The organism is Ralstonia sp. R-29, assembly GCF_049913345.1.
Classification (GTDB): Bacteria; Pseudomonadota; Gammaproteobacteria; order Burkholderiales; family Burkholderiaceae; genus Ralstonia.
In genome coordinates this window covers 945,104-971,608 of record NZ_CP184377.1, presented here as the reverse complement: position 1 = coordinate 971,608, position 26,505 = coordinate 945,104, and the positions used below count along the sequence as shown (strand labels likewise).

22 protein-coding genes are annotated in these 26,505 nt (G+C 64.2%); 12 read left to right on the top strand and 10 right to left on the bottom strand.

Translation table 11 applies throughout. From position 1 onward, the window contains the following. The first annotated feature begins 94 nt into the window (after positions 1 to 94). The 6 genes from hemF to rng all read left to right on the top strand — a co-directional run bounded on the left by hemF (position 95) and on the right by rng (position 5,102). Positions 95 to 1,003, top strand: coding sequence for an oxygen-dependent coproporphyrinogen oxidase (hemF, locus tag ACN9M1_RS04550; protein ID WP_426397768.1), 909 nt, complete (start codon positions 95 to 97; stop codon positions 1,001 to 1,003). Continuing rightward, positions 1,000 to 1,710 (top strand): nicotinate-nucleotide adenylyltransferase, encoded by a 711-nt coding sequence (locus tag ACN9M1_RS04545; protein ID WP_426397767.1) that lies wholly within the window; start codon positions 1,000 to 1,002, stop codon positions 1,708 to 1,710. The genes hemF and ACN9M1_RS04545 overlap by 4 nt, the downstream gene beginning before the upstream one ends. Positions 1,711 to 1,780: 70 nt before the next feature. Then, positions 1,781 to 2,407: a ribosome silencing factor gene (rsfS, locus tag ACN9M1_RS04540; RefSeq protein WP_426397765.1), complete on the top strand. Its 627-nt coding sequence runs from the start codon at positions 1,781 to 1,783 to the stop codon at positions 2,405 to 2,407. Positions 2,408 to 2,428: 21 nt separating this feature from the next. Next, on the top strand, positions 2,429 to 2,899 hold the full coding sequence (gene rlmH / locus ACN9M1_RS04535; protein WP_027680941.1) for a 23S rRNA (pseudouridine(1915)-N(3))-methyltransferase RlmH: 471 nt from the start codon (positions 2,429 to 2,431) through the stop codon (positions 2,897 to 2,899). Continuing rightward, positions 2,896 to 3,519, top strand: a complete 624-nt coding sequence (locus ACN9M1_RS04530; RefSeq protein WP_426397763.1) for a Maf family protein — start codon at positions 2,896 to 2,898, stop codon at positions 3,517 to 3,519. Before rlmH ends, ACN9M1_RS04530 begins: the two co-directional genes overlap by 4 nt. A gap of 113 nt (positions 3,520 to 3,632) precedes the next feature. Continuing rightward, positions 3,633 to 5,102, top strand: a complete 1,470-nt coding sequence (gene rng / locus ACN9M1_RS04525) for a ribonuclease G (RefSeq protein WP_426397761.1) — start codon at positions 3,633 to 3,635, stop codon at positions 5,100 to 5,102. Positions 5,103 to 5,127: 25 nt separating this feature from the next. On the opposite strand, the gene ACN9M1_RS04520 is transcribed toward rng, so the two are convergent. Genes ACN9M1_RS04520 through ACN9M1_RS04510 form a run of 3 tightly spaced genes read right to left on the bottom strand, consistent with a single transcriptional unit; the run spans position 5,128 to position 8,467 of the window. Then, positions 5,128 to 5,724, bottom strand: coding sequence for a peroxidase-related enzyme (locus ACN9M1_RS04520; protein ID WP_426397759.1), 597 nt, complete (start codon positions 5,722 to 5,724; stop codon positions 5,128 to 5,130). Between the two features lie 52 nt (positions 5,725 to 5,776). After that, positions 5,777 to 7,552 (bottom strand): lipid A export permease/ATP-binding protein MsbA, encoded by a 1,776-nt coding sequence (gene msbA / locus ACN9M1_RS04515; protein ID WP_426397758.1) that lies wholly within the window; start codon positions 7,550 to 7,552, stop codon positions 5,777 to 5,779. 54 nt (positions 7,553 to 7,606) lie between these two features. Beyond that, positions 7,607 to 8,467, bottom strand: coding sequence for a glycosyltransferase family 2 protein (locus tag ACN9M1_RS04510; RefSeq protein ID WP_426397756.1), 861 nt, complete (start codon positions 8,465 to 8,467; stop codon positions 7,607 to 7,609). Between the two features lie 191 nt (positions 8,468 to 8,658). Here ACN9M1_RS04510 and ACN9M1_RS04505 point away from each other — a divergent pair, with 191 nt between their 5' ends. After that, positions 8,659 to 9,423, top strand: a complete 765-nt coding sequence (locus tag ACN9M1_RS04505; protein ID WP_426397754.1) for a glycosyltransferase family 2 protein — start codon at positions 8,659 to 8,661, stop codon at positions 9,421 to 9,423. A gap of 1 nt (position 9,424) precedes the next feature. On the opposite strand, the gene ACN9M1_RS04500 is transcribed toward ACN9M1_RS04505, so the two are convergent. Genes ACN9M1_RS04500 through dnaE form a run of 3 tightly spaced genes read right to left on the bottom strand, consistent with a single transcriptional unit; the run spans position 9,425 to position 15,189 of the window. Continuing rightward, the gene (locus tag ACN9M1_RS04500) at positions 9,425 to 10,348 is read right to left on the bottom strand and encodes a glycosyltransferase family 2 protein (RefSeq protein WP_426397752.1); all 924 of its coding nucleotides are present in this window, start codon (positions 10,346 to 10,348) and stop codon (positions 9,425 to 9,427) included. 5 nt (positions 10,349 to 10,353) lie between these two features. Next, positions 10,354 to 11,634 (bottom strand): O-antigen ligase family protein, encoded by a 1,281-nt coding sequence (locus ACN9M1_RS04495; RefSeq protein WP_426397750.1) that lies wholly within the window; start codon positions 11,632 to 11,634, stop codon positions 10,354 to 10,356. Positions 11,635 to 11,664: 30 nt separating this feature from the next. After that, entirely contained in the window at positions 11,665 to 15,189 is a 3,525-nt protein-coding gene (dnaE, locus tag ACN9M1_RS04490; RefSeq protein WP_426397748.1) for a DNA polymerase III subunit alpha, read from the bottom strand. Between the two features lie 149 nt (positions 15,190 to 15,338). Between dnaE and ACN9M1_RS04485 the strand changes: the two genes are divergently transcribed. Continuing rightward, a complete protein-coding gene (locus ACN9M1_RS04485; protein WP_426397747.1) occupies positions 15,339 to 16,190 on the top strand; it encodes a sulfurtransferase in 852 nt (283 codons plus the stop codon). Between the two features lie 192 nt (positions 16,191 to 16,382). On the opposite strand, the gene ACN9M1_RS04480 is transcribed toward ACN9M1_RS04485, so the two are convergent. Continuing rightward, positions 16,383 to 16,955, bottom strand: coding sequence for a flavodoxin family protein (locus ACN9M1_RS04480; RefSeq protein WP_426397745.1), 573 nt, complete (start codon positions 16,953 to 16,955; stop codon positions 16,383 to 16,385). Between the two features lie 81 nt (positions 16,956 to 17,036). After that, positions 17,037 to 17,735 carry a pirin family protein gene (locus ACN9M1_RS04475; protein ID WP_426397743.1) on the bottom strand — a complete coding sequence of 233 codons (699 nt, stop codon included), beginning with the start codon at positions 17,733 to 17,735 and terminating at the stop codon, positions 17,037 to 17,039. Positions 17,736 to 17,841: 106 nt separating this feature from the next. Here ACN9M1_RS04475 and ACN9M1_RS04470 point away from each other — a divergent pair, with 106 nt between their 5' ends. Then, entirely contained in the window at positions 17,842 to 18,744 is a 903-nt protein-coding gene (locus ACN9M1_RS04470) for a LysR substrate-binding domain-containing protein (protein ID WP_426397741.1), read from the top strand. A gap of 47 nt (positions 18,745 to 18,791) precedes the next feature. Continuing rightward, entirely contained in the window at positions 18,792 to 19,739 is a 948-nt protein-coding gene (gene gluQRS / locus ACN9M1_RS04465; protein ID WP_426397739.1) for a tRNA glutamyl-Q(34) synthetase GluQRS, read from the top strand. Between the two features lie 25 nt (positions 19,740 to 19,764). Here the strand turns inward: gluQRS and ACN9M1_RS04460 are convergent, their stop codons facing one another. Continuing rightward, a complete protein-coding gene (locus ACN9M1_RS04460) occupies positions 19,765 to 21,246 on the bottom strand; it encodes a DEAD/DEAH box helicase (RefSeq protein WP_426397737.1) in 1,482 nt (493 codons plus the stop codon). A 260-nt stretch (positions 21,247 to 21,506) separates the two neighbouring features. On the opposite strand from ACN9M1_RS04460, the gene ACN9M1_RS04455 reads away from it, so the two are divergent. Further along, positions 21,507 to 22,322: an MBL fold metallo-hydrolase gene (locus tag ACN9M1_RS04455; RefSeq protein ID WP_426397736.1), complete on the top strand. Its 816-nt coding sequence runs from the start codon at positions 21,507 to 21,509 to the stop codon at positions 22,320 to 22,322. On the opposite strand, the gene ACN9M1_RS04450 is transcribed toward ACN9M1_RS04455, so the two are convergent. Continuing rightward, the gene (locus ACN9M1_RS04450; RefSeq protein WP_426397735.1) at positions 22,306 to 23,007 is read right to left on the bottom strand and encodes a TetR family transcriptional regulator; all 702 of its coding nucleotides are present in this window, start codon (positions 23,005 to 23,007) and stop codon (positions 22,306 to 22,308) included. The two genes, ACN9M1_RS04455 and ACN9M1_RS04450, sit on opposite strands and share 17 nt — an antisense overlap. 150 nt (positions 23,008 to 23,157) lie before the next feature. On the opposite strand from ACN9M1_RS04450, the gene ACN9M1_RS04445 reads away from it, so the two are divergent. Further along, positions 23,158 to 26,481, top strand: a complete 3,324-nt coding sequence (locus ACN9M1_RS04445) for a carboxyl transferase domain-containing protein (RefSeq protein ID WP_426397733.1) — start codon at positions 23,158 to 23,160, stop codon at positions 26,479 to 26,481. The last annotated feature ends 24 nt before the right edge of the window (positions 26,482 to 26,505 follow it).

The window sequence follows — 26,505 nt, the reverse complement described above, 5'->3', positions numbered from 1 at the left end:
ACCCCGGGTGATCCCCACCAAGCCGCGAGCGGCCCGACCGCTACAATGGTGACAACCGCATGACTCGGCCGCAGCCGCGGCCCTTCCTGATCTGATGGATACCCAAGCCGTCCGCGCCTACCTGCTGGATCTGCAGGACCGCATCACCACTGCCGCGAGCGCGCTCGACGGCGGCAGCTTCGTCACCGACACGTGGGAAAAACCACCCACCGAACGCCTGCGTGGCAACGGCCGCACCCGCATTCTGGAAGGCGGCGCGGTGCTGGAGCGCGGCGGCGTCGGCTTCTCACACGTGATGGGCGACACCCTGCCCCCCTCGGCCACCGCCAACCGGCCCGAACTGGCCGGCCGCGGTTTCGAGGCGATGGGCGTGTCGCTGGTCTTCCACCCGCGCAACCCGTACGTGCCGACGGTGCACATGAACGTGCGCTGCTTCGTCGCCGTGCGGCCCGATGCCGAGCCTGTCTGGTGGTTCGGCGGCGGCATGGACCTGACACCCTACTACGGCTTCACCGAAGACGCCTCGCACTTCCACCGGACCTGCCAAGGCGCCCTCGCCCCCTACGGCGACGAGCTCTACCCGCGCTTCAAGCAATGGTGCGACGACTATTTCTATCTGAAGCACCGCAAGGAAGCGCGCGGCATCGGCGGCATCTTCTTCGACGACTTTGCTGAGCTCGGCTTCGAACGCAGCTTCGAGATGATGCGCTCCGTCGGTGACGCGTTCCTGCCCGCCTGGCTGCCCATTGCCGAGCGACGCCACACCACCCCTTATGGCGACACCGAACGTGACTTCCAGGCCTACCGCCGTGGCCGCTATGTCGAATTCAACCTCGTATTCGACCGCGGTACGCTGTTCGGCCTGCAAAGCGGCGGCCGCACGGAATCGATCCTGATGTCGATGCCACCGGTCGCCAACTGGCGCTACGACTGGCAGCCGGAGCCGGGTTCGCCCGAAGCTGCGCTCTACACCAATTTCCTGCCGGCGCGCGACTGGGTATGACGCTTCCCGTTTTCGCCCGCCCCGATCTTGGCCGCCCCTATCGCCTCGGCTTGCTGGGCGGCACGTTCGACCCGCCGCACGTCGGCCACATCGCCCTGGCCGAACTGTGCATCACCCGGCTCGATCTGGATGAACTGCTGTGGATTCCGACCGGTGTGTCGTGGCAGAAAGCCGCCGACATCACGCCCGCCCCGCTGCGCTTTGCCATGACCGAACTAGCCGCTAAAGCGGTACGCGGTGGCCGCGCCAAGGTCCATGTGACCAGCATGGAAGTCGACCGCCAAGGGCCCAGCTACACCATCGACACCGTGCGGGAACTGCGCGGCGTCTACGGCCCGGACACCTCCATGGCGTGGCTGATGGGCGCCGACCAGCTCGTCGGCCTCGACACCTGGCACGGCTGGCAAGACCTGTTCGAATACGTGCATCTGTGTGTCGCCACGCGCCCCGGTTTCGACTTGCAGGCGCTGCATGCGCCCGTGCAACGTGAACTGGATGTGCGACGGGGCGACACGGCATTGATACAATGCGCACCCGCCGGCCACATGTGGATCGATCAGACCCTGGCCGTCGACCTGTCGTCCACCCGCCTGCGCCAGCAGCTTGCCGCCGGCGAGCGCTGCGACGCCGACCTGCCCGCCGGCGTGGCCGACCTGATCCAATCGCATTCGCTGTATCGCCGTGCCAATGGCACGGTGAGTGTTTGACCGCGTGACTGACTTCACTCGCGCGCTTTTTGACCTTTCTTTCGCCCTTTAAACGTTCTTCTCACTCAGTATGGATATTCGCAAACTACAACGCGTGATCGTCGACGCGCTCGAAGACGTCAAGGCGCAAGACATCAAGGTCTTCAACACGACGCACCTGACCGAGCTGTTCGACCGCACGGTCATCGCCAGCGGCACGTCCAACCGTCAGACCAAGGCGCTCGCCGCATCGGTGCGTGACGCCGTCAAGGAAGCCGGCGGTCACGTCATCGCCGTGGAAGGCGAAGACGTGGGCGAATGGGTGCTGGTCGACTGCGGCGATGCAGTGGTCCACATCTTCCAGCCGCAACTGCGCCAGTACTACAACCTGGAAGAAATCTGGGGCGACAAGCCGGTGCGCATCGAACTCGGCGGTACCAGCAAGCGCGGCCTGCCCAAGGCCAGCGAAGGTTACGACGAAGAAGAAGACGAGGCCGAGGAGGTCACGCCGGCCAAGCGTCGCACCACCAAGCCGGCGCTGGCCGGTGAGCGCCCGACCAAGGCTGCAGCGCCAGCCAAGACTGCTGCCAAGAAGCCTGCCACCAAGCGTGTAGCCGGCACTGGCAAGCCCGCCACGAAGGTCGCAAAAACAACCGCCGCAAAAACGGCGACCAAGACGGCAGCTAAGCGCGCTCCGGCCAAGAAGCGCGCAGCGTAACGTCGAGCGCGCAGTCTCGCCATGCAGTTGCTGATCGTTGCCGTCGGGCACAAGATGCCGTCCTGGATCGAGGACGGCTTCTCCGAATATGCCAAGCGCATGCCGCCCGAATTGCGCATCGAACTGCGCGAGATCAAGCCCGAGCAGCGCTCGGGCAGCCGCACCGCCGCCACCGTCATGCAGCTCGAAGCCGCGCGCATTGAAGCCGCGCTGCCCAAGGGCTGCCGCATGATCGCGCTGGATGAGCGCGGCAAGGACCTCACCACAGTCGCGCTCGCCGAATCCCTTACGGGTTGGCAGCAGGAAGGCGGTGACATTGCGTTCGTAATTGGCGGCGCGGACGGGCTCGACCCAGCGCTCAAGGCCAAGGCCCGCACGCTGATCCGCCTGTCGAGCCTGACGCTGCCGCACGGCATGGTGCGTGTGCTCCTGGCCGAGCAGCTCTATCGCGCGTGGAGCATCACGCAAAACCATCCATACCACCGCGTATGACCATGGATGCACCGGGCGCACCGCACCTCTATCTCGCCTCGCAAAGCCCGCGTCGGCAGGAGTTACTGCGCCAGATCGGCGCGCGCTTCGAGCTGCTGCTGGCCGATGGTGACGAGGATGCCGAAGCGCTGGAAGCCGTGCTCCCCGGCGAAACGCCCGATGACTACGTCCAACGTGTCTGCGCATTGAAGGCGCAGGCTGCGGTGCGCCGCCGTGCCGCGCGCCTCCTCCCTGTCCTGCCGATTCTCACGTCCGATACCACGGTATGCCTGGGCGGCGAAATTCTCGGCAAGCCGACCGACGCTGCTGATGCCCACCGCATGCTGCGTAGCATGTCCGGCCGCGAGCACCGCGTGCTGACCGCCGTCACCGTCGTCAAAGCGGATGGCACGCCGATGCACGCGCTGTCCATTTCCGACGTGCGCTTTGCCGTGCTGACGGACAATGACATCGCCCGCTACATCGCCAGCGGCGAGCCCTTCGGCAAGGCCGGCGCATACGGTATCCAAGGTCGCGCAGCCGCCTTCGTCGCCCATATTTCAGGAAGCTATTCGGGTATCATGGGCCTACCCTTGTTCGAGACGGCAGCGCTGCTCGCACAAGCGAGCATCGTTCTCTGACCGGCCGCTGAAGCACGCGCCGAGCAGCGTGCGAGGGCCGGTTTCAAGACACGCTTCGGGCGAGCATGACCAACCGGAGGCGGGTGCTGAAACCCGCTCTCTTGGTACCCCCCATGTCCGAAGACATCCTCGTCAATATCACGCCGCAAGAAACGCGCGTGGCCATCGTCCAGCAAGCTGCCGTTCAGGAGCTCCACATCGAGCGCACGCTCACGCGCGGCTTGGTCGGCAACATCTATCTCGGCAAGGTCGTGCGCGTGCTTCCGGGCATGCAGTCCGCCTTCATCGATATTGGGCTTGAGCGCGCCGCCTTCCTGCACGTAGCCGACATCTGGCATCCGCGCGATGCCAAGGATGCGCCGCCCACACCGCAGGTCGCCATCGAGAAGACGTTGTTCGAAGGCCAGGCGCTGATGGTGCAGGTCATCAAAGACCCGATCGGCACCAAGGGCGCGCGGCTGTCCACGCAGGTCAGCATTGCCGGGCGCACGCTGGTGTATCTGCCGCAAGATCCGCATATCGGCATTTCGCAGAAGATCGGTAACGAGGTCGAGCGCGAAGCGCTGCGTGCGCGTGTGACGGCGATGGTGCCGACCGAGGAGCGTGGCGGCTTCATCGTGCGGACGATCGCCGAGGAAGCCACTGACGAAGAGCTCGCCAACGACGTCGCCTACCTGCGCAAGATCTGGGCGACCATCCGGCACAACGCCACCACCCTGCCCGCGCCGTCGATCCTGTATCAGGACCTGAACCTCGCGCAGCGCGTACTGCGCGATTTCGTCACCGACGAGACACGCAGCATCCAGATCGACTCGCGCGAGAACCATCAGAAGCTGATCGAATTTGCGCAGGAATACACGCCTGCCGTGGTTGAGCGCCTGACGCACTACACCGGCGAGCGGCCGATCTTCGATCTGTACAACATCGAGGCGGAAGTCGAGCGCGCGCTGTCGCGCCGGGTTGATCTGAAGTCTGGCGGCTACCTGATGATCGACCAGACCGAGGCGATGACGACGATCGACGTCAACACGGGCGGCTACGTGGGCGCGCGCAACTTCGACGACACGATCTTCAAGACCAACCTGGAAGCCGCGCACACCATCGCGCGGCAACTGCGGCTGCGCAACCTGGGCGGCATCATCATTATCGACTTCATCGACATGGAGTCGGCCGACCATCGCGATGCGGTGCTAGCGGAGCTGCGCAAGGCACTCTCGCGCGACCGCACGCGCATCACGGTCAATAGCTTCTCGCAACTGGGGCTGGTGGAGATGACGCGCAAACGTACGCGGGAATCGCTCGCGCACGTGCTGTGCGAGCAGTGCCCGGTGTGCCACGGCAAGGGCCAGGTGAAGACGCCGCGCACGGTGTGCTACGACATCCTGCGCGAGATCATGCGCGAGTCGCGGCAGTTCAATCCGCGCGAGTTCCGTATCCTGGCTTCGCAGTCAGTAATCGATTTGTTCCTGGAAGAAGAAAGCCAGCACCTGGCGATGCTGGGTGATTTCATCGGCAAGCCGATTTCGCTGCAGGTGGAATCGTCGGCGGCGAGCCAGGAGCAGTACGACATCATCCTGATGTAATCGCACAGCGCCTGACCCCAGGCGCTTATTTCTTCTCGCGCGGCAGACGGCCCAGCAGGAAGAACTCCTCGTTCGGCCGCATCGAAATCACGTTCGCCATGCGGTTCGACAGGCCGAAGAACGCTGTGATGCCGGCGATGTCCCACACGTCTTCCTCATCGAAGCCATGCGTGCGCAATGCTTCGTAGTCGGCTTCGTTGACGGTGTGTGAAGCGGTGCAGACCTTCATCGCAAAATCGAGCATCGCGCGCTGGCGTGGCGTGATGTCGGCCTTGCGATAGTTGACCGCCACCTGGTCGGCGATGAGCGGGTTCTTTTCGTAGATGCGCAGGATGGCGCCATGCGCGACCACGCAATACAGGCATTGGTTGGCCCCCGACGTGGCCACCACGATCATTTCGCGCTCACCCTTGGTGAGGCTGCTGCCTTCGCGCAGCATGAGTGCATCGTGGTAGGCGAAGAAAGCGCGGCACTCGTCGGGCCGATGCGACAGCGCGAGAAAGACGTTCGGCACGAAGCCGGTCTTCTCCTGCACTTCAAGGATGCGCGCGCGGATGTCTTCGGGAATGTCCGCCAGTTCAGGAACGGGGAACCGGCTGATGGGCGGCGTGGCGATCGTCATGATGTCTCCTTTGGTTTGAGCATCACGAGCACGCCGCCCGCAAGTGAACGGCTTACTGGGTGGCGAACTGGATGCGATGCAATCCAGCATACAACCCATCGCGGTCGATGAGCTCGCGGTGCGTGCCGGCTTCGGCAATCTTGCCGTGCTCGAGCACGACGATGCGGTCGGCGTTTTCAATGGTGGACAGGCGGTGCGCGATCACCAGCGTCGTACGACCCTGCATCAGCGCTTCGAGTGCAGCCTGCACTTGGCGCTCGGATTCGGAGTCGAGCGCGGAGGTCGCCTCGTCCAGGATCAGGATCGGCGCGTCTTTGTAGATGGCGCGAGCAATCGCCAAACGCTGGCGCTGACCACCGGAGAGCTTCGAGCCGTTATCGCCGATATTGGTGTCGACGCCCTCGGGCAGGTTGTCCACCACATCGGTCAGATAGGCGGCTTCCAACGCACGGCGTACGCGGGCCATGTCGATCTCGGACGCATCACGCGCGCCATAGGCCACGTTGGCAGCGATGGTGTCGTTGAACAGCACCACGTCCTGGCTCACAAAGGCGATCTGGCGGCGCAGGTCATGCAGCGACAGATCGGCCAGTGCTTCGCCGTCGAGCGAGATGGTGCCCGAGGTCGGATCAAAGAAACGCGGCAGCAGGTTCACCAGCGTGGTCTTGCCACTGCCCGACGGGCCTACCAGCGCAACGATTTCGCCCGGCTTGACATGCAGGTTGATGCTGTCCAGCGCAGCACGGCCATCTTCGCCGTAGCGGAAGGTGACGTTGTCGAAGCGGATGTCGCCTCGAGCGCGGTCGATCGGCTTGCCGCCATCTTGCGGTTCAATGGGCGTGTCGATCAGGCCGAAGATAAATTCGGCGGCAGTCAGGCCACGCTGCAGCGGCTGGTTCACATCCGTCAGGTGCTTGAGCGGCGAGATCAGCAGCAGCATCGCCATCACAAAGCCGGTAAAGCCACCGACCGTGGTCTGGTTGGCTTGCGCTTGCAGCATGGCAATCGCCAAGATGATGGACAGCGCCAGCGCCGCCAGGAACTGCGTCACCGGCTGGTTCAAACCGCCGGCCACGGCCACGCGCATGGCGTACCCGCGCAGGCGGTTGGTCATGGCGTTGAAGCGCAGCGATTCATACGCCTCGCCACCGTGCAGCTTGACGACCTTGTAACCCCCCACCGCCTCTTCCACCACGTAGGCGGCCTGGTTGGTCAGATTCTGGCTCTCGCGGTTGAGCGAGCGCAAGCGGCGGTTGATGCGCGACATCAGCAGGCCGATGACCGGCAGAATCACCGCCACCACCAGCGTCAGGCGCCAGTTGGTATAGAAGAGGAAGACCAGCAGCGCCAGCACCGTCATCGAGTCCCGCACCATCGTGATAAACACGCCGGTCAGCACCTGCAGCACCTGGTTGACTTCAAAGATGACGGCGTTGATGAGCGACGCGGCCGTGTTGCGCTGGTAGAACGACGCAGGCGCCTGCAGCAGGCGCTCGAACATCTTCATGCGCAGGTTCAGCAGCACCTTGTTCGACACGAGGCTCAGCAGGTACGTCGACGCAAACTGCGCCACGCCGCGCACCACGGCAATACCCACCAGCATGGCCGGCACCTGCCACAGCTTGCCGGCGTATTCACCGCCGAAGCCTTGGTCCAGCAAGTCCTTCACCACCTTGGGGATGATCCCCTCCGTGGCCGCCACCACGCCCATGGCGACCATGGAGAGGATGAAAGCGGTCATCTCAGGGCGCAGATAGCCCCATAGGCGCTTGAAATGGCCGGGCTGGGGCGCCGGTGATGCGGTCTTCGAAGAATCAGTCACTGCCATGGAATCAAAGGGAAAATCGGCCGGAGACGATCCGGGCCTCGTATCAGTAGGAACTCAGAGAACGTCAACACCAGGACGCAGCCGCCGCGAGAGGTCATTGCGTCGCAAGTCCCAGCGCAGTTTGGAGGTCAGTTCCGGCTCGGGCAGCCGCCAGTCGGCGCCGACCGGTGTGCCACGGCGCAAGAAATACTTGTCGAACGTCGACTGCGACAGGCCCCACTTGTTGAGGAACTGGCGCCGGCCATCGTTCTTCTTCACCTTGCCAGTCGACTTGCACTGGAAGTGATAGACGAGCGACTCGCCCACGCCCAGGAAGATGCGGCAGCCGGCGTGCCACAGCTTCATGGAGAAATCGTTATCGCTGCTCATGCCGGGCGTGAGCTCGCTGCTGTAGCCGCCAAGCTTGAACCACCAGCGCCGGTGCACCACAGTCGGCGGCCACGTAGCACCGTACCAATCACCACGCACCAAGCGCGGCGCGTCAGTCAGCAGGCGGGCTTCGTCAAACGTATCGGCATCGCGGCCGTAGTCACCCACGACCACACACGGGTTGCCGGTGTCGACCGGTTCGATCATGGAGCCCGACAGCATGAACAGATCGGTATCCAGCTTCTCCAGCCGACGCACGAGCGCGGTATCCCAACCAGGGCAGCAGACCATGTCGTCATTCAGAAAGACGATGTAATCGTGCTTGGCCAGCATGGCCGACTCATTGACGGCCAGGCAGATGCCGACGTTCTGCGGGGAATGCGTGTGATCCAGACCCTGCTCGCGCACCCACTCCAACGTGCCGTCAGAACCATCGTTGACGTGCACGATGATCTGATGGTCGTACGCCGAATGCGTGCGGATGCTGTGCACGCACAACTTGAGCAGTGGGAGGTTGTTCCAGGTCGGCAGTAGGATGGAGAACATAGCGGAAATCAGGAATGGCCGCGGAGTGCAGCCACCCGCTTGTGGCGGTCGCATATTGTACCGCCTGCAATCCCGGGGCCTGTGCCACAATACCCGCCGCCAACCCGCGCCAAAGTGCAGCGGCTCAGACACACGCGATGAGTCTGCCGCCAAACACAGCGACCAAACACCGCAGGCGCACGCCCTTTGCCATGCCCATCCAGCTAAGTGCCACCATCCTCACGCGCAATGAAGCGCACAACATCGGTGATTGCATTGCCTCGCTTGCGGGGCTAGCCGACGAGGTCATCGTGCTCGATTCCGGCAGCACCGATGCCACGCGCGACATCGCCCGTGCACACGGCACGCGCCTCATTGAAGACGACGGCCCTTGGCCCGGCTTCGGCCCGCAGAAAAACCGCGCCCTCGACGCGGCCAATGGCGAGTGGATTCTCTCCATCGATGCGGACGAGCGTGTCACGCCCGAGTTGGCTGATGAAATTCGCTCCGCGATCGCCCAAGCGGATGCAACTGGCACCAACGCCTACGCGATTCCGCGTTTGTCGCAGTTTTGCGGCACCTGGGTGCACCACTGCGGCTGGCGGCCCGATTATGTGACACGCCTGGTCCGGCGCGGTCAGGCGCGCTTTTCCGACAACCTCGTCCACGAAAGCCTGCAGGTAACTGGGACAACTGGCCGCCTGCATGCTTCGCTGTTGCACTACAGCTACACGTCGATGGAGCAAGTGCAGCGCAAGAGTGCGCAGTATGCGGAAGCCGGTGCGCGTGAATTTGCCGCACGCGGCAAGCGGCCCGGGTGGCTTTCGCCGGCGCTGCACGGGGGCTGGGCCTTCATCCGCACGCTGCTGCTGCGACGCGGGTTTCTGGATGGCAAAGCCGGCTGGGCCATTGCGCGGATGAACGCGTCCGTCAGCTACCGCAAATACCAGCGCGCGCGTGAGCTGACCGCTGCATAAATCAGCGGCCGATTTTCTCGTCGGGCGCGCGGGTGACAAGCTGCGCCGGCAGGTTGGGTTCCCAGGCGCGCAAGTCGCCCGTCGGGTATAGCTTGAGCGCGTAAAGCGCCCGCTTGAAGCGCCCTTTCAGGCCCGATTCGGGCACGGTAGGCAGTGCGCCGGCTGCACCCGCCTGCGCGGTGGCACGCACATAGCCGCGCGCGAAGGCGTGCTGCGTAATGCCCCACTTCAGCAAGAACTCACGCCCACCGCGATTGCGGCGCACCCGGCGCGTGGTCGAACAACCAAAGTGATAAATGCGGCTCGCGCCCACCACGCGGAAAATGCGGCAGCCGACCAGCCACAGCTTCATCAGGAAATCGTCGTCGCTGCTCATGCCAGGACCGAACTCGATGCTGTAGCCACCCACGAGATGCCACAGCCTCCGGCTGACCAGCATAGGCTGCAGCGCCACGCCATCGCGGTCCGCCGAGGGCGGTTGGTTCGCCATGTGGGCGAGCAAGCCCGCTTCGTCAAAGTTGTCGGGCCCGGTGCCGAAGTCGGCCACATTGACCTGCACGTTGCCGGTATCCGTCGGTTCCGTCAGTTGCGCAGCCAGATAGGCAAACTGATCTCCTACCGCCTCCACCGCCGACATGAGCGCCTGGTCCCAGCCGGGCGTGACGACCATGTCGTCGTTCATGAACAGAATCCACTCGCGGGAGGCCAGCCGAGCCGCATCGTTGAGTGCCAGACACACGCCGACGTTGCCTGGGCTCCAGGTATGCGGCAGATTCTGTTCGCGCAGCCAGTCAAGCGTGCCGTCATTGCCTTCATTCACGTGGACGATGATTTCGTGCGCAAACGCAGAATGCCGGTGAATGCTCTCAATGCACAGCTTGAGATAAGGCAGATTGTTCCAGGTGGGGATCAGGATGCTGAACATGGCGCTCAATGCTGGTGCGTGCGATCGGAAGGATGGCCGACATGGGAAGCGATGCCCGCCAGAATCGCCATGACGGCTGCATAGAACGACACCGTCTGCTTCAACGTGAAAATTTCCACCGTCAGCCCGAATACAAAAAACGCTGCGGCGAATACCAAGCCCATCAGCGCAGCACGGCGCATGGGTGCGATGGGTGACTTCAGACAGCGCCAGCACAGCATGGCAGGCAGAAGGTGGATCGCGACAATCCCCAAGCCGCCCAACAAGCCATATGCGGCGGTGAACGCCAACAATTCGTTGTGGGCCTCACCGCAACCCAGCTCGCGGGCCATTGGCGTCATCTGTCCGGCATCGACCAGCGTCTGAAGGTTGCTGCAAAAGCCGCCTGCCCCGAGCCCGAACACCGGATGGCTTTCCGTCAGAATCACCGCCGCGTGGTAGATCTGCAAGCGGATACCAATCGAGGTGTCCTTGTGGCCCTGCGCAAATTGCGCCAGGTCGGACCATACCTCGTGAACGCGTACCTGAATCGAGGCCGACACCAGATAGACCACCACCACGCCCAGCACCGCAGCCACTGGCACCAGCAAGCGCCAACGCAAAGGCTTGTTCTGCCCTCGCACAATCATCACCAGCAGCAGAATGGCGGGAATCGCCACCCATCCACCGCGTGATCCGCTCAGCAATGACGTCGCCAACCCGGCCAGCAAGCCAGCCACCTTGAGCACGCGTACGGCCAGCGAGTCTTTGCGCCACCAGTTCAGTGACAGCACCGACAGCACCCCCAATGCCAACGCCATGTCGCCATAGTGGATGGGGTTGAGAAACGCGCTGCCCAAGCGATTGCCGCCCCAGTCGCGCCCACTCCACAGGCCGACCCCAAGGGCAGCAAAAGCGGCCACCGTAAACGACAGATCGCACCAGCGCATCCAGCGCAACGGCACCCTGCGCAGCGCGAGAAGCAGCGGCACCGCCACCAGAAAACGCGAAGGCGTATCAAACGCGCTCCAGCGCATCTGCGCGTGCCAAGCCTCGCTCAGCAAGACGGCAACGAGCGGCACCGCCATCGCCACGCACGTCGCCTGGATGAGCCGATCGATATCTCGTGGCAAGGCAAGCCCGGCCGATGCGGAACGAGACGTCACCACGGCCCACAGTGCAACCAAGCTCGCCACAATCAGCAATGCACTCGCACCGCCGCGCACGGCAATGGCGACCAGGGGGTACAGCAGCAAAAACGCCGCCAACGGCGCATGCCGGGCGTCGACCATACCGGGTCGCTTCATCAAACCGTTCATTGTGTTCAGGTGGGGAAATCAGTCGTAAAGCGTGGCGACGTTCTGCGCATCCAACGCCAAGCGCAACGCTGCAATCGCGTCCTCGCTCGGCACGATGCGCCACGCATCGCCGAGCACGGCTTCGCAGCGGGCTTGCTCGCACACATAGCTGATGCACACGGAGACGCCATTGCCATCGGCTGCCACATGCGGCGTGAGCAAATCGCGCAGCTTGGCCGCGGTCGAATCGCCGTTCATGGACAGACGAATCCCCCGTGCGAATTTGGCACGGGCCCGCGTCATGTCCATGACGGATTCGGCCGTGACGCGCACCCCGCCGGTGAACATGTCATGCCGCGCGCTGCCCTGCACGATCAGCACTTCGTCTTCCTTGAACAGCGCACGGTTGGCTTCGTAGACTTCGTTGAAGACCGTCACTTCCGTGGCTTCGCTGGCGGAGCCGTCGTCAAGCATGACGATCAGCATCTTGCCGCGCTGGGTCATCTGCGTGCGCTGGCCGACGATCACGCCGGCCACGGTCTTGTTGCGCGCATCGCGGTTACCGTAGCCACCACCTCCGCCGCTGCCCTTGCTCGTCACTTCCTGGGCGAGATCGGCCAGCGTGGTGCGGGCAAAGCGGCGAACTTCTTCACGGCACTCGTCGAACAGGTGGCCGGACAGGTAGAAGCCCAGCGCCTGCTTTTCTTCCTGCAGCTTGCGCTTGGTGGTCCAAGCCGGTTCGTCGACGAGTTCGGGACGATGCGCTTCGGCATCGTCGCCGCTCATCAGGTCGAAGAGCGACACCTGGTTGGCCGCTGCCGCCTTCTGCTCGGCGGCTTCCATCGCCAGGCCGATCGAGGCGAGCAACTGCGCGCGGTTGTCATTGAGGCTGTCGAACGCGCCGGCACGCACCAGCGCCTCGATCGTGCGTCGATTGACCTGACGGCGGTCCACGCGTTCGCAGAAGTCGAACAGATCCTTGAACGGACCGTCTTCGCGCGCGCGGAGGATGTCTTCGATGGCACCCTGCCCGCTGCCCTTGATACCACCCAGGCCGTAGCGGATGGTCTTGGCGTCCGTCGGTGCAAAGCGATACTGGCTCGCGTTGATGTCGGGCGGCAGCACCTTCAGGCCGTTCTTGCCGACGCAATCGTCATAGAGGATCTTCACCTTATCGGTGTCGTCCATGGCGAGCGACATGTTGGCTGCCATGAATTCGGCCGGGTGATGTGCCTTCAGCCACGCCGTGTAGTACGCCAGCAGCGCATACGCGGCCGCGTGCGACTTGTTGAAGCCGTAGCCCGCGAACTTCTCCATCAAGTCGAAGATCTCGTCGGCCTTCTCGGTGGTCAGACCATCCTTGGCCGCGCCCGCACGGAACAGCGCGCGGTGCTCGGCCATTTCTTCGGCTTTCTTCTTACCCATCGCACGGCGCAGCAAGTCAGCGCCGCCGAGCGAGTAGCCGCCCACGATCTGCGCCATCTGCATCACCTGCTCCTGGTAGACCATGATGCCGTAGGTCTCCTTGAGCACCGGCTCGACGCGCGGGTCGGGGTACTCCACCTTCTCGCGGCCGTGCTTACGGGCGCAGAAGCTGGGGATCAGGTCCATCGGGCCCGGGCGGTAGAGCGCCACCAGGGCGATGATGTCCTCGAAGCGGTCGGGCTTGGCGTCTTTCAGCATGCCCTGCATGCCGCGGCTTTCCAACTGGAACACGGCGACCGTGTTGGCCGATTTGAGGATGTCGAACGCCGCCTTGTCGGTCAGCGGAATCTGGCTGCAGTTCCAGTCCGCCTTGGACGGATCCAGCATGCGGATGTAGCGCTCGGCCCAATCGAGAATCGTCAGCGTGGTCAGTCCCAAGAAGTCGAACTTGACCAGGCCGACGGCTTCCACGTCGTCCTTGTCGTACTGGCTGACGACGCCGGCGTCTTCCCCACCTTGTGTGTACAGCGGGCAGAAATCGGTCAGCTTGCCCGGGGCGATCAGCACACCGCCCGCGTGCATGCCGACGTTACGCGTCATGCCTTCCACACGCTGGGCGAGTTCCAGGAGCTGTTTGACTTCTTCTTCGTTGGCTTCGCGCTCGGCCAGCAGCGGCTCTTCCTTCTTGGCCTCTTCCAGCGTGACGAGCTTGCCCGGCTTGAACGGGATCAGCTTGGCCACACCGTCGACGAAGTTGTAGCCGAGGTCGAGCACCCGGCCCACGTCGCGCACCGCGGCCTTGGCGGCCATGGTGCCGAAGGTGGCGATCTGCGAGACGGCGTCCTTGCCGTACTTCTCTTTCACGTACTGGATGACGCGGTCGCGGCCGTGCTGGCAGAAGTCGATGTCGAAGTCAGGCATCGACACACGTTCCGGGTTCAGGAAACGCTCGAACAGCAGGTTGTACTTGAGCGGGTCCAGATCGGTAATGCCCAGCGCATACGCCACCAGCGAGCCTGCACCCGAGCCCCGGCCCGGCCCCACCGGCACACCGTTGTTCTTGGCCCAGTTGATAAAGTCCGCCACGATCAGGAAGTAGCCTGGGAAGCCCATCTTGATGATGGTTCCAGTCTCGAATTCCAGGCGGGCGTAGTACTCGGCGCGCTTGGACTCGCGTACCGCCTCGTCGGGGAACAGCACCTCCATGCGCTTTTCCAGACCTTCCTTGGCGAGGTGGACGAGGTAGTCGTCCAGCGACATGCCGTCAGGCGTCGGGAACAGCGGCAGCTTGGGCTTGCCCAGCTCCAGCGTCAGGTTGCAGCGCTGCGCGATCTGCACCGCGTTGGCGAGCGCGGACGGGATGTCGGCGAACAGCGCGCACATCTCGTCCTGCGTCTTGAAATACTGGTCGGTCGTGAAGCGGCGGGCGCGGCGTGGGTTGGCGAGCAGCTCGCCTTCCGAGATGCACGTACGCGCCTCGTGCGCCGTAAAGTCATCCGGCGTCATGAACTGCACCGGGTGTGTGGCGACCACCGGCAGTTGCATCGCCGACGCCAGCTTCACCGCCTGCTGGATGTACGCCTCGGTACCAGCGTGGCCGGCGCGTTGCAGTTCGATGTAGAACGCGTTCGGGAAGATGCGCGACCAGTTCGTCGCCAGCTTGCGCGCCAAAGCGTCGTTACCGTTGGCCAGCGCCATGCCGATGTCGCCGCCCATGGCGCCGGACAGCGCCAGCAGGCCGGACGCCAGCGGCGCGTCTTCCACGCCGGGCTCGTCAAACCATTCGGGGGCAATTTCCGCACGGCCGCGATGCTGGTTGGAGAGCCAAGCACGCGCCAGCAGCTGGCACAGGTTCAGATAGCCCTGTTTGTTGCGCACCAGCAGCAGCAGGCGGCTGGGCTTGTCGCGCTCGTCGTGATTGGTGATCCACACGTCGGCGCCAACAATGGGCTTGATGCCCTTGCCGCGCGCTTCCTTGTAGAAGCGCACCAGGCCGAAGGCGTTGGCGAGATCGGTCAGCGCCAGGGCGCCCATGCCATCTTTGGCGGCGGCCTTAACGGCATCGTCGAGGCGGACGTTGCCATCGACGACGGAATATTCGGAGTGGAGACGGAGGTGGACGAAGCGCGGCGAATTCATCCGCGTATTGTAACGGCTGACACCTTCCGTCAAGCATTCGGCGCCTGCCAAATTGACCTGCAGCAACCCGCGCCACTGCGTGGGCCGTTATAATTTCGGCTTACGAATCAACGGGTTACCCAGGCGCCCCAAAACCGGCGCGGCAGCACATGCAGATCGTCAATATTTCCGCTTACAAATTCGTCACCCTCGAAGACCGCGAGACCCTGCGCCCCGCCCTGCTAGCCGAGTGCCAGGCGCGCGAGCTCAAGGGCACCGTGTTGCTGGCACCCGAGGGCATCAATATCTTCCTGGCTGGCTCGCGTGAGGCGATCGACGGCATCGTCGGCTGGCTCCGCGCCGATCCGCGCTTTGCCGATCTGAACCCGAAAGAAAGCATCTCGGACCACCAGCCGTTCCGCCGCCTGCTGGTGCGCCTGAAGAAAGAAATCATCACCATGCGCCATCCGCTGATCCGCCCGGAAGAGGGCCGTGCGCCGTTCATCACGCCACCGAATCTGAAGCGCTGGCTCGACCAAGGCCACGACGACGAAGGCCGCCCGGTGGTGATGCTCGACACCCGCAACGACTACGAAGTGGCAGTCGGCACGTTCAAGAACGTCGTCGACTACGGCATCAAGAAGTTCACCGAATTCCCGCCTGCCATTGCCGCGCACAAGGATGACTTTGCCGGCAAGACCGTCGTGTCGTTCTGCACGGGCGGCATCCGCTGCGAAAAGGCCGCGATCCACATGCAGGAGATCGGTGTGGAGCGGGTGTACCAACTCGAAGGCGGCATCCTGAAGTACTTCGAGGAAGTCGGCGGCGACCACTACGACGGCGATTGCTTCGTCTTCGATCACCGCACGGCGCTCAACCCCAAGTTGCTGCCGGCCGGCCCGAAACAATGCTTCGCCTGCCGCGCCGTTGTGACGCCGGAAGAGCAGCAATCGCCCGACTACATCCCCGGCCAGCGCTGCCCGCATTGCGCGGACAGCCAGAAGACCCGCGCCGCCGCATGAAGCGCCTCGCCGCCGCCCTCCTCTGCATGCTCTGCCTTACGACATTGGGCGGTTGCTCCACGAGTTGCGCGGGCGGCTCGAACCGGGGCGTGTTCTGCGGAACAGGTACGCGGTTCTAAGCCCGCACCCCACATCGCGCGCCAACAAAAAACGCCGGACATGCCGGCGTTTTTCTTTGGGCGCTCAACCTTCTTACTGACGGCCGCGCACAAATTGGTTCGTGATGGCGACAACGCGCTCGCCGAACAGCTTGGCAGTTTCCAGATCACCGGGCAGCGGGCCTTCTTCGGGGCTGGCGTCCGACGGCGATTGCGACAGCGCACCACCAAACCCACCCAGGTAGTTCACGTCGTTGCGCGTGGCCGCCTTGCTGTTGGCCGGCATCATGCCCGTGCCGACCCAGATCATCCCGTGCTGCTGCGACAGCGTCCACAGGTACTGGATCGACGAAAATTTGTCGCCGTTCATCGACGCCGAGTTCGTGAAGCCGGCGGCGATCTTGTCTTTCCATGCGCCCGTGAACCATGCCTTAGACGAGGCATCGGCAAACTTCTTGAAGTCGCCCGAGACACCGCCCATGTAGGTCGGTGCACCGAAGACGATGGCGTCGGCACCGGCCAGCACCTCCCAGGTGCCGTCATTGACATCGGCCACCGAGATCAGGTGCGCTTCGGCACCGGCGGCTTGCACGCCGGCAAACACGGCCTCGGCCTGCTTCTTGGTATGGCCATAACCACTGTGATAAACGATCGCAACGCGTGCCATGGGAATCCTCTTGTGGGTTGGGGTACGACAGAAAAAAAACAGAAAAACGAAAAACGGCGCACCTAGCGTGCGCCGCCAACATTACGGCAAATCGAACACCAGCACTTCGCTGTCTTCGCCGCCGGAGAGCGTCACCGCAGCTTCGCTGGTGAGCTTGGCTGCATCACCGCCGACCAGGGGGCGACCGTTGACGCTCAGCTTGCCACGCACCACGTGCACATAGGCGCGACGGCCTTCAGCGATGGCCAACGTGGCCGTTTCAGCGCCGTCAAACTTGCCGGCGTAGAGCGCCATGTCCTGATGCACCTTCACGGAGCCATCGCGCCCGTCACCACTGGCAATCAGGGCGAGCTTGCCACGCTTCGCGGCCTCGTCGAAATGACGTTCTTCGTAGCCAGGCGTCAGGTTCAGTTGCGCGGGCAGCACCCAGATCTGCAGGAAGTGCGTGGTCTGGTCCTGCGCGTGGTTGAACTCGGAGTGACGCACGCCAGTCCCAGCCGTCATGCGTTGCACATCGCCGGTGCGCAGCACGCTGCCATTGCCCATGCTGTCCTTGTGCGCCAGCTCGCCGTCCAGCACGTAGCTGATGATTTCCATGTCGCGGTGGCCGTGCGTGCCGAAGCCCATGCCTGCGGCGACGCGGTCTTCGTTGATGACGCGCAACGGCCCGAACTGCACGTGTTCCGGGTCCATGTAATCGGCAAACGAGAAGCTGTGATACGACTTCAGCCAGCCGTGATCTGCGTAACCGCGGTCTTGAGAGGGGCGGATTTCAATCATTTTGATGAATCTCCTATCCAAATTACTGCGTTGATGGACGGATGTTACGCGGATTCGCTATATTCACGCGGTACGGCTTTGATTCATCCCATCAAAAATTCTGAACATGGCGCTCTCGCTGGAATCCCTCGAAGTCCTGGACGCGATTGAACGCAAAGGCAGCTTTGCTGCCGCCGCGCACGAGCTTGGCAAGGTGCCCTCTGCGCTCACCTATGTGGTGCGCAAGCTGGAAGACGACCTCGACGTGCTGCTCTTTGACCGCCGTCGGCATCGAGCAGAACTCACACCTGCCGGGCGCGCGCTGCTCGACGAAGGCCGCCACCTGCTGCAGGCCGCCGACGACCTCGCCCGCCGCGTCAAGCGCCTGGCCACCGGCTGGGAGGCGACACTAACCATCGTCGTGGATGACTTGGTTCACTTTCGAGCACTCATGCCGGTCATCCAGGATTTCTATGCCGAGAACACCGCGACGCGCCTGCGCTTCTGCCGCGAGGTGCTGGCCGGCACGTGGGACGCGCTGCTCTCTGGCCGCGCCGACTTGCTGCTCGGGCCCGCGCAGGTGATGCAGGTGCAGGGTATCCAGACGCGCGCTATGGGCAACATTCCGTTCGTATTTGCGGTGGCGGCGCATCATCCGCTTGCGCACATGGAAGAGCCGCTTCCCGCCAGCGCGATCTCACGGCACCGCATCGTTGCCGTGGGGGACACGTCGCGCAATTTGCCTGCCCGCACCGTCGGCATCCTGGCCGGGCAAGACACGTTGGTGGTGCCCTCCATGGCCGACAAAGTGCAGGCGCAGATCCGCGGCCTGGGCTGCGGCTGGCTGCCGGTGCCGCTGGCGCAGCCTTACCTCGATTCCGGCGTGCTGATCGCCAAGGAAACCACCGAGGACAAGCGCGCCGGCGCATTCCAGGCGGCGTGGCGAAGCAACATGCGCGGCAAGGCGCTGCAATGGTGGGTCGACAAGCTCGATGATCCACGCCTGGTGCAAGCCCTGCTGATGCAGTAACCGCATCGATCCCGCAGAATAGCGACATCGGCATTCGGAGCTTCGCCTTGTCCCAAGCCAATCTCGACACCTCGGAAAACGCGAGCGCGTTACCTCGCGGCGCATACCGCGGCCGCTTTGCGCCCTCGCCTACCGGCCCGCTGCATATTGGCTCGCTCGTCACCGCGCTGGCGAGCTGGCTCGATGCGCGCGTGCACGGCGGCACATGGCTCGTGCGCATTGAAGACATCGATTTCCAACGCAATGTGCCGGGAGCGGACCGCGACATCCTTGCCTCGCTGGAAGCGCTGGGGCTGGTATCCGATGAAGCGCCGCAGTGGCAAAGCACGCACCTGCCGCGCTTTGAAACCGCGTTGGAGCAGCTCCAGGCCATCGGCAAGTTGTATCCGTGCGGGTGCACGCGGCGCGAGATTGCCGATTCCGTCACGACCATCGACGCCAACGGCCGCCTGCGCCATCAAACCCTCATCTACCCCGGCACCTGCCGCAACGGCCTCCACGGCCGCCAGCCGCGCGCCTGGCGCGTACGCGTGCCGGAGCCCGATGCTGCCACGGTCTGCTTCAACGACCGCTGGCAAGGCGTGCAATGCCAAAACCTGGCCGAAGCCGTGGGCGACTTCGTGCTCAAGCGCGCCGACGGCATGTGGGCGTATCAGATTGCGGTGGTGGTGGACGATGCCGCGCAGGGCATGACGGATGTCGTGCGGGGGTCGGACCTGCTCGACTCAACGCCGCGTCAGATCTATCTGCAGCAGCTGCTGGGGCTGCCCGCTCTGCGTTACCTGCACGTGCCCGTGGTGGTGAATGCAGATGGCGAGAAGCTCAGCAAGCAGACCGGCGCGCACGCAGTGAACCGCAGCGAACCGCTCGCCGCGCTGACAGAAGCGGCGCGGCACCTCGGGCTCGACATTCGTGCAGACGATATGGAAGGGTTCTACCGGGACGCCGTCCCAGCATGGGCCAATCGCCTGGCGCAATTGGCCCCGGCGGCCTAGCTGCCGCCGTTTTCACAACAATGACTTAGCGCTTGCGCGGCACGCCACCCAGGAGTGCGGCAATCGGGCGCTTGGCCGTGCGCGGATGACCTGCCGGCTGGGCCGGCTTGTTGGCATCAGCGGCATCCGCCGGCGCCGTCGATTCGTACGGGCGGTTGAAGAACGGATCATCCGACGGACGGAACGCCGGGCGCACGATCGTGTGATCCAGCACGCGGGCACCGTTGCGCTCGTCACGCTCACGGGCGCGACGCACTTCACTGCGCGCGCGCTTCTCATCACGCTCGCGGCGTTCCCGATCGCGGGCCTGTTCGCCGGTCGGGTCGAAATCGGTCAGTTGCTCGCGCGGCAGATTGCGCTTGATCAGCTTTTCGATATCGGCCAGGAATCGCTCGTCACCCGGAGCGAACAGCGACAGCGCATCCCCCGAAGCACCAGCGCGGCCCGTGCGGCCGATGCGGTGCACGTAATCTTCTGCGTTGAACGGCAAGTCGAAGTTGATCACGCACGGCATCTGCGAGATGTCGAGACCACGCGCTGCCACGTCGGTGGCGACCAGCACATCGACGGTACCCTGCTTGAACGCTTCGAGCGTTTGCATACGCTCGGTCTGCGTCTTGTCACCGTGGATAGCGTTGGCGTTGATGCCTTCGCGCTCCAGCGCGCGCGCCAGGCGCGAGCAGCCGATCTTGCTGTTGGAGAACACGATGCACTGGCGCGGCAGGCCTTGGTCCGCCCGCTGCTTCAGCAGGTGCACGAGCGCGGCCTGCTTGTGGTTATCCGGCACCGTATAGATGATCTGGCGGACGTTCTCTGCGGTGGCGTTGCTGCGCGCCACCTCGATCGTTTGCGGATGACGCAGGTAGCTGGCGGCCAGCTTCTTGATCTCCGGCGAGAACGTCGCCGAGAACAACAGCGTCTGACGGTGTGCCGGCAGCAGATTGATGATGCGCTGCAGATCGGGCAGGAAGCCCATGTCGAGCATGCGGTCCGCTTCGTCGAGCACCAGCATGCGCACTTGCGAGAGGTTCACGCTGCGCTGCTGCACGTGATCGAGCAGACGGCCTGGCGTGGCGACGAGGATTTCCACGCCGCGGCGCAGTTGCTCTGTCTGCGGGTTCATGTCGACACCGCCGAAGACGACTGCGCTGCGCAATGCTGTGTACTTCGCGTACTTGGCGACGTTGTCGTACACCTGATCGGCCAGTTCGCGCGTGGGCGTGAGGATCAGCGCCCGTACCGGGTGCCGCGCCGGCGACGCGCTCGTATTGGCGTCGGGCAGCAGGTTGTGGATGATCGGCAGCGAGAAGCCGGCGGTCTTGCCGGTGCCCGTTTGCGCGGCGCCCATGACGTCGCGGCCGGCGGTCACCACCGGAATGGCGGCAGCCTGGATGGGCGTGGGCTTGGTGTAGCCACTTTCGGACAGCGCGCGGAGGACGTCCGGATGCAGGCCGAAGCTGTCGAATGTCACCGAATCGTTAGCCGGTGCTTCTGACGCGTCGGTCATGGGTGCAGTGTTCATATGGGGAGGCAGCATGCCGGGTGGCATGGTGGCGCGACAGACCCAGGCGGGAAATCCCAAAAAAGGACCGCTAGCGGCTCGCGCAAAGCGTTAAAAATCAAGATTTTATCATGCGAGACGTGGCGTAGGACGGATGAACGCCTCACCCAGGCCAAGGCAGCACCCCATCTGTCTTGACCCGGATCAAGTCACGCCGGCCCGTGCTGCGCGACCATCGCAGCATTCCAACCTGCGCCCAAGCCCCCATGGTCACCACCCTGTTTGAATCCGCTGACCACGTCTGCCTGATGTTTTCCGATCTGGTCGACGATCACGACGATCTGCCGGTGCAGACCAACCAGTTTCTCGTGGTCGACCACGGCCACGGCGCGCTGATCGATCCGGGTGGCCAGATGACGTACAACGCGCTCTTTCTGGCGATGAACAAGTACTTTCCGCCCAAGCAGCTCGACTACGTGCTGGCATCGCATGCGGATCCGGACATCGTTGCGTCGGCGGGGCGCTGGCTCACGAGTTCCAGTTGCGACATCCTGATCTCGCGCGTGTGGGAGCGGTTTCTGCCGCATTTCTGCAACGTGGGCAAGACGGAAGGCCGCATCGTGCCGATCCCGGATACGGGCATGGCCATTCCGCTGGGGCAGTCGCATGTGCTGGCGGTGCCGGCGCACTTTCTGCATTCGGAGGGCAACTTCCAGTTCTACGATCCGGTGTCGCGCATCCTGTTCTCGGGCGATCTGGGGGCATCGATGGTGCATGCCAACGTGGCCGCCAAACCCGTGGAGGACTTCGATGCACATCTGCCGCTGATGGCGCCGTTCCACCGCCGCTACATGAGCGGCAACCGGGTGTGCCGGCTCTGGGCACAGATGGTGCGCGGGCTCGATGTCGAATGGATCGTGCCGCAACACGGCCAGGCCTTCCGGGGCAAGGCCATGGTCAACCGCTTTATCGATTGGGTGGAAACCCTGGACTGCGGTATCGACTTGATGACGCAGGAGGTCTTCCGCCTGCCCGCGCTGCCGAAAACGGTAGCAGGCGCCGCGCTCAAGGCGCGGGTTTAACAGCCGGGCTGGGCGCGGCCGGCAGAATGATCTTCATCATGGCGCCCGACAGTTCGTGCGCCAGCACACCGGCATCGATGCGCGAGGGGTCGTGCCACGTGTACATGAACCCCATCACACCGCCCATCGAGTGCGCGGCGACGCGCGCATCGCCAAACTCGAACACGCCGGCACGCTTGCCCTCGTCCAGCAGCGCATACAGATCGCGGTAATACGCCCGCGACATGCCGTGCAGCCACTCGACCGTTTCAGGCCGCAGGTATTGCCGGTCACGATACGTGAGCGCGGCAGCGTAATGGCAGTCGATGCAACGGCGCGCCATCTCTAGCAAACAGGCCTGCAGGCGCTCACGTACGGGCAACGCCGGATCGGCCGTCTCGCGAATGGCCGACAGGCAGATCTGCGCGGCCTCGCGGCACAGGATGTCGAAAATCTCGTACTTGTCGGTGAAGTAGTAGTACACCGCTGGTTTGGTCACGCCGAGCGCACTGCACAGATCGCTCATCGTCATGCCCGCGTAGCCCTTGGTGTAGAAGAGCTGCGCGGCGGTGTCGAGAATCTGCCGGCGGCGGGCCTCCTGCCGCTCGGCGATATGCGGGCGCGTTGCAGTGGCGGGTGCTTCGGTTTCAGCAGGCGATTGCACGTCAGGATCGGCGGACGCGGCCGTTTTGCGGACGGAGGACATGTCACACATTTTCGCATGCCGTCCGCAAACACGGCGTGGCGTGCACGCATCTTCGGGGCATCGAAACCCTGAACGCTTGACGCATCAAGGACCACCTCAATATGCTTACCGGGCGGTATACAAATCCAAGCTCACGCGCTATCGCCCGACATGACGTTTCGCAAACTGCTGATCGCCAACCGTGGCGAGATCGCCATCCGCATTGCCCGCGCTGCCGCTACGGTGGGCTTGCCCTGCACCGCCGTCTATTCCGAAGATGACCGCGATGCGCTGCACGTACTGCGCGCCGAAGAAGCCGTGCCCCTGCCCGGCACCGGCCCGCGCGCGTATCTCGACGGTGAAGCCATCCTGGCGGCCGCGCGTGCCGTAGGCGCCGATGCCATCCACCCCGGCTACGGTTTCCTCAGCGAGAACGCGGCCTTCGCTCGCCAGTGCGTGCACCAGGGCGTGCACCAGGGCGTGCAGTTTGTCGGACCTGCACCGCGTGTGCTCGATCTCTTTGGTGACAAGGCACGCGCACGGGCACTCGCACACGAGGCTGGCATTCCGATCGTCAACGGCACGCGTGGCGCGACAACGCTTGAGGAAGCGCAAGCCTTCTTTGCCGCGCTACCGCCTTCGCACGGCATGATGATCAAGGCGGTGGCTGGCGGCGGCGGACGCGGCATGCGCGCCGTGCACGATGCGCAGGCGATTGCCGAGGCCTATGCCCGCTGCGTGTCCGAAGCCAATGCCGCATTCGGCAGCGGAGATGTGTACGTGGAAGCGCTGGTGCCAACGCCGCGCCATATCGAAATCCAGATCGTTGCGGACGCCCACGGCAACGTCGTCCACCTCGGTGAACGCGAATGCAGCCTGCAGCGCCGTCACCAGAAGCTGATTGAGATCGCGCCCAGCCCCGCATTGGACGACGCGCTGCGTGCGCGCATTGCCGATGCAGCCGTCACGCTCGCCAAATCGGCTGGCTACTGCGGGATCGGCACGTTCGAGTTTCTGGTGGAAGGTGCTGGCACGCCGCATGCCCGGTTTTACTTCATGGAGGCCAACCCGCGCGTGCAGGTCGAGCACACCGTCACGGAGATGGTGACGGGCGTCGATCTGGTGGTGACGCAACTGGCGCTTGCACAGGGCGCTTCGCTTGCCGAACTGGGCCTCGCTCAGCCGAGCACGCCACGCGGCCACGCAGTTCAGGTGCGCATCAATGCAGAGACGCTCGACGCATCGGGCCAGCCCCACCCCGCCACCGGCGTGCTGACCGCGTTCGAGCCGCCCAACGGCCCCGGCGTGCGCGTCGATACCTGTGGCCATGCCGGCTACCGGCCCAACCCGCGCTTCGATTCATTGCTGGCCAAGTTGATCGTCCACGCACCGGGCGGCACGTATGCACAAGCGCTGGCACAAACGTACCGCGCGCTGTGCGAATTCCGCATCGAAGGGCTGGCCACCAACAAGCGCTTGCTGCAAGACCTGCTGTGCGATGCCGATGTGCAGGCCAACGCCGTGCACACGCAATTCCTCGATGCGAAGCTGGCCGAACTCGCTGGCGACAATGGCGAAGCGCATCCGACCTTGCACGCAACCTCCAGCGCCGCCACCGATCTCGCGCCGACAGAATCGTTCGTCGACGAGCTTCCCGACAACGCTGAACTGCTCACCGCCCCGTTGGACGGCGCGTTGGTCCAGATCAACACAGAAGCGGGCGCCAACGTTGCACGTGGTGACGTGCTGGCCGTGATTGAAGCGATGAAGATGGAGCACGTGATCACCGCGCCGGCCGCAGGACACGTGCGGCAAGTCTGCGCCCACGCAGGCGCCACGGTGCGTGAGGGCCAGCCACTGGTCGTGCTCGAGCGCAGCGACACACAACCGGATGCGGGCGCCAGCGACGCCGATGTCGACCTCGATCACATCCGCCCCGACCTGCAGGCTGTCATCGACCGCCACGCCTTCGGCCTCGACGCCAACCGACCGGATGCCGTCGCGCGCCGCCGCAAGACAGGCCAACGCACGGCACGCGAGAACATCGACCACCTGTGCGACGACGGCTCGTTCATCGAGTACGGCGCGCTGGCCATCGCCGCGCAACGCCAGCGGCGTTCGCTGGATGACCTGATCCGCGCAACGCCGGCTGACGGCATCATCACCGGCATCGGCACGGTCAACGCAGCGCACTTCGGCGATCAGGACGCGCGCTGCATGGTGCTCGCGTACGACTACACCGTGCTGGCCGGCACGCAAGGCACGTTTAACCACAAGAAGACGGACCGCGCGCTGGAACTGGCGCAGCAATGGAAGTTGCCCGTCGTGCTGTTTGCCGAAGGCGGAGGCGGCCGTCCTGGCGATACCGAAACGCAAGGCGTGACCGGCCTCGATTGCCCGACGTTCATCCACTTCGCGCGCCTCTCGGGGCTGGTGCCGACGGTCGGCATCGTGTCGGGCCGTTGCTTTGCCGGCAACGCCGCGCTGCTCGGCTGTGCGGACGTGATCATCGCCACGCGCAACGCGACCATCGGCATGGGTGGCCCGGCGATGATCGAAGGCGGCGGCCTTGGCGTGTACGCACCGGAAGAGGTGGGCCCAGTCAACGTGCAGGCACCCAACGGCGTGATCGACGTACTGGTTGAAGACGAAGCCGAGGCCGTGGATACCGCGCGCCGTTATCTCAGCTACTTCCAGGGCCCGATCGCCGATTGGAGCGCCGCCGACTGCCGCTGCTTGCGCCATGTCATTCCGGAGAACCGATTGCGCAGCTACGACATGCGCGCCGTGATCGAGGCGCTGGCCGATACCGGCTCGGTACTGGAACTGCGGCAGGCCTTCGGCGTCGGCATCATTACCGCGCTGATCCGCATAGAGGGTCGCGCGTTCGGTTGCATCGCCAACAACCCGCGCCATCTGGGCGGCGCGATTGATTCGGCTGCGGCGGACAAGGCTTCGCGCTTCATGCAGCTGTGCAACGCGTTCGACTTGCCGATCGTCTCGCTGTGCGACACGCCGGGCTTCATGGTCGGCCCCGAGGCGGAAAAGACGGCCACCGTGCGCCACGTCAGCCGCATGTTCGTCACGGCGGGCAACCTGCGCGTGCCCTTCTTTACCGTGGTACTGCGCAAAGGCTACGGGCTTGGCGCGATGGCCATGGCGGCAGGCGGCTTCCATGCGCCGTTTTTCACGGTGTCGTGGCCGAGCGGAGAATTCGGCGGCATGGGCATCGAAGGCGCCATCCGCCTCGGCTATCGCAAGGAGTTGGAAGCGGTGGAAGACCCCGCAGCACGCGAGGCGCTGTTCCGCAAAATGGTCGACGCCGCTTACGAGGAAGGCCGCGCGCTGAACATCGCGACCTATCTGGAGATCGACGCGGCGATCGATCCGGCGGATACGCGGCGCTGGCTGCTGCACGGGCTGCAATCGGTGCCGCCCGCACCAGCACGACATGCGCGCGATCCCGCCACGCGCCGCTTCATCGACACCTGGTAGGCGTGTTCAAGAGGCGGCGACCAG

Bases quoted from the DNA above. Each gene is read 5' to 3' on its own strand.
- hemF (WP_426397768.1), top strand. From the start codon at position 95: ATGGATACCCAAGCCGTCCGCGCCTACCTGCTGGATCTGCAGGACCGC.
- ACN9M1_RS04545 (WP_426397767.1), top strand. From the start codon at position 1,000: ATGACGCTTCCCGTTTTCGCCCGCCCCGATCTTGGCCGCCCCTATCGC.
- rsfS (WP_426397765.1), top strand. From the start codon at position 1,781: ATGGATATTCGCAAACTACAACGCGTGATCGTCGACGCGCTCGAAGAC.
- rlmH (WP_027680941.1), top strand. From the start codon at position 2,429: ATGCAGTTGCTGATCGTTGCCGTCGGGCACAAGATGCCGTCCTGGATC.
- ACN9M1_RS04530 (WP_426397763.1), top strand. From the start codon at position 2,896: ATGACCATGGATGCACCGGGCGCACCGCACCTCTATCTCGCCTCGCAA.
- rng (WP_426397761.1), top strand. From the start codon at position 3,633: ATGTCCGAAGACATCCTCGTCAATATCACGCCGCAAGAAACGCGCGTG.
- ACN9M1_RS04520 (WP_426397759.1), bottom strand. From the start codon at position 5,724: ATGACGATCGCCACGCCGCCCATCAGCCGGTTCCCCGTTCCTGAACTG.
- msbA (WP_426397758.1), bottom strand. From the start codon at position 7,552: ATGGCAGTGACTGATTCTTCGAAGACCGCATCACCGGCGCCCCAGCCC.
- ACN9M1_RS04510 (WP_426397756.1), bottom strand. From the start codon at position 8,467: ATGTTCTCCATCCTACTGCCGACCTGGAACAACCTCCCACTGCTCAAG.
- ACN9M1_RS04505 (WP_426397754.1), top strand. From the start codon at position 8,659: ATGCCCATCCAGCTAAGTGCCACCATCCTCACGCGCAATGAAGCGCAC.
- ACN9M1_RS04500 (WP_426397752.1), bottom strand. From the start codon at position 10,348: ATGTTCAGCATCCTGATCCCCACCTGGAACAATCTGCCTTATCTCAAG.
- ACN9M1_RS04495 (WP_426397750.1), bottom strand. From the start codon at position 11,634: ATGAAGCGACCCGGTATGGTCGACGCCCGGCATGCGCCGTTGGCGGCG.
- dnaE (WP_426397748.1), bottom strand. From the start codon at position 15,189: ATGAATTCGCCGCGCTTCGTCCACCTCCGTCTCCACTCCGAATATTCC.
- ACN9M1_RS04485 (WP_426397747.1), top strand. From the start codon at position 15,339: ATGCAGATCGTCAATATTTCCGCTTACAAATTCGTCACCCTCGAAGAC.
- ACN9M1_RS04480 (WP_426397745.1), bottom strand. From the start codon at position 16,955: ATGGCACGCGTTGCGATCGTTTATCACAGTGGTTATGGCCATACCAAG.
- ACN9M1_RS04475 (WP_426397743.1), bottom strand. From the start codon at position 17,735: ATGATTGAAATCCGCCCCTCTCAAGACCGCGGTTACGCAGATCACGGC.
- ACN9M1_RS04470 (WP_426397741.1), top strand. From the start codon at position 17,842: ATGGCGCTCTCGCTGGAATCCCTCGAAGTCCTGGACGCGATTGAACGC.
- ACN9M1_RS04460 (WP_426397737.1), bottom strand. From the start codon at position 21,246: ATGACCGACGCGTCAGAAGCACCGGCTAACGATTCGGTGACATTCGAC.
- ACN9M1_RS04455 (WP_426397736.1), top strand. From the start codon at position 21,507: ATGGTCACCACCCTGTTTGAATCCGCTGACCACGTCTGCCTGATGTTT.
- ACN9M1_RS04450 (WP_426397735.1), bottom strand. From the start codon at position 23,007: ATGTCCTCCGTCCGCAAAACGGCCGCGTCCGCCGATCCTGACGTGCAA.
- ACN9M1_RS04445 (WP_426397733.1), top strand. From the start codon at position 23,158: ATGACGTTTCGCAAACTGCTGATCGCCAACCGTGGCGAGATCGCCATC.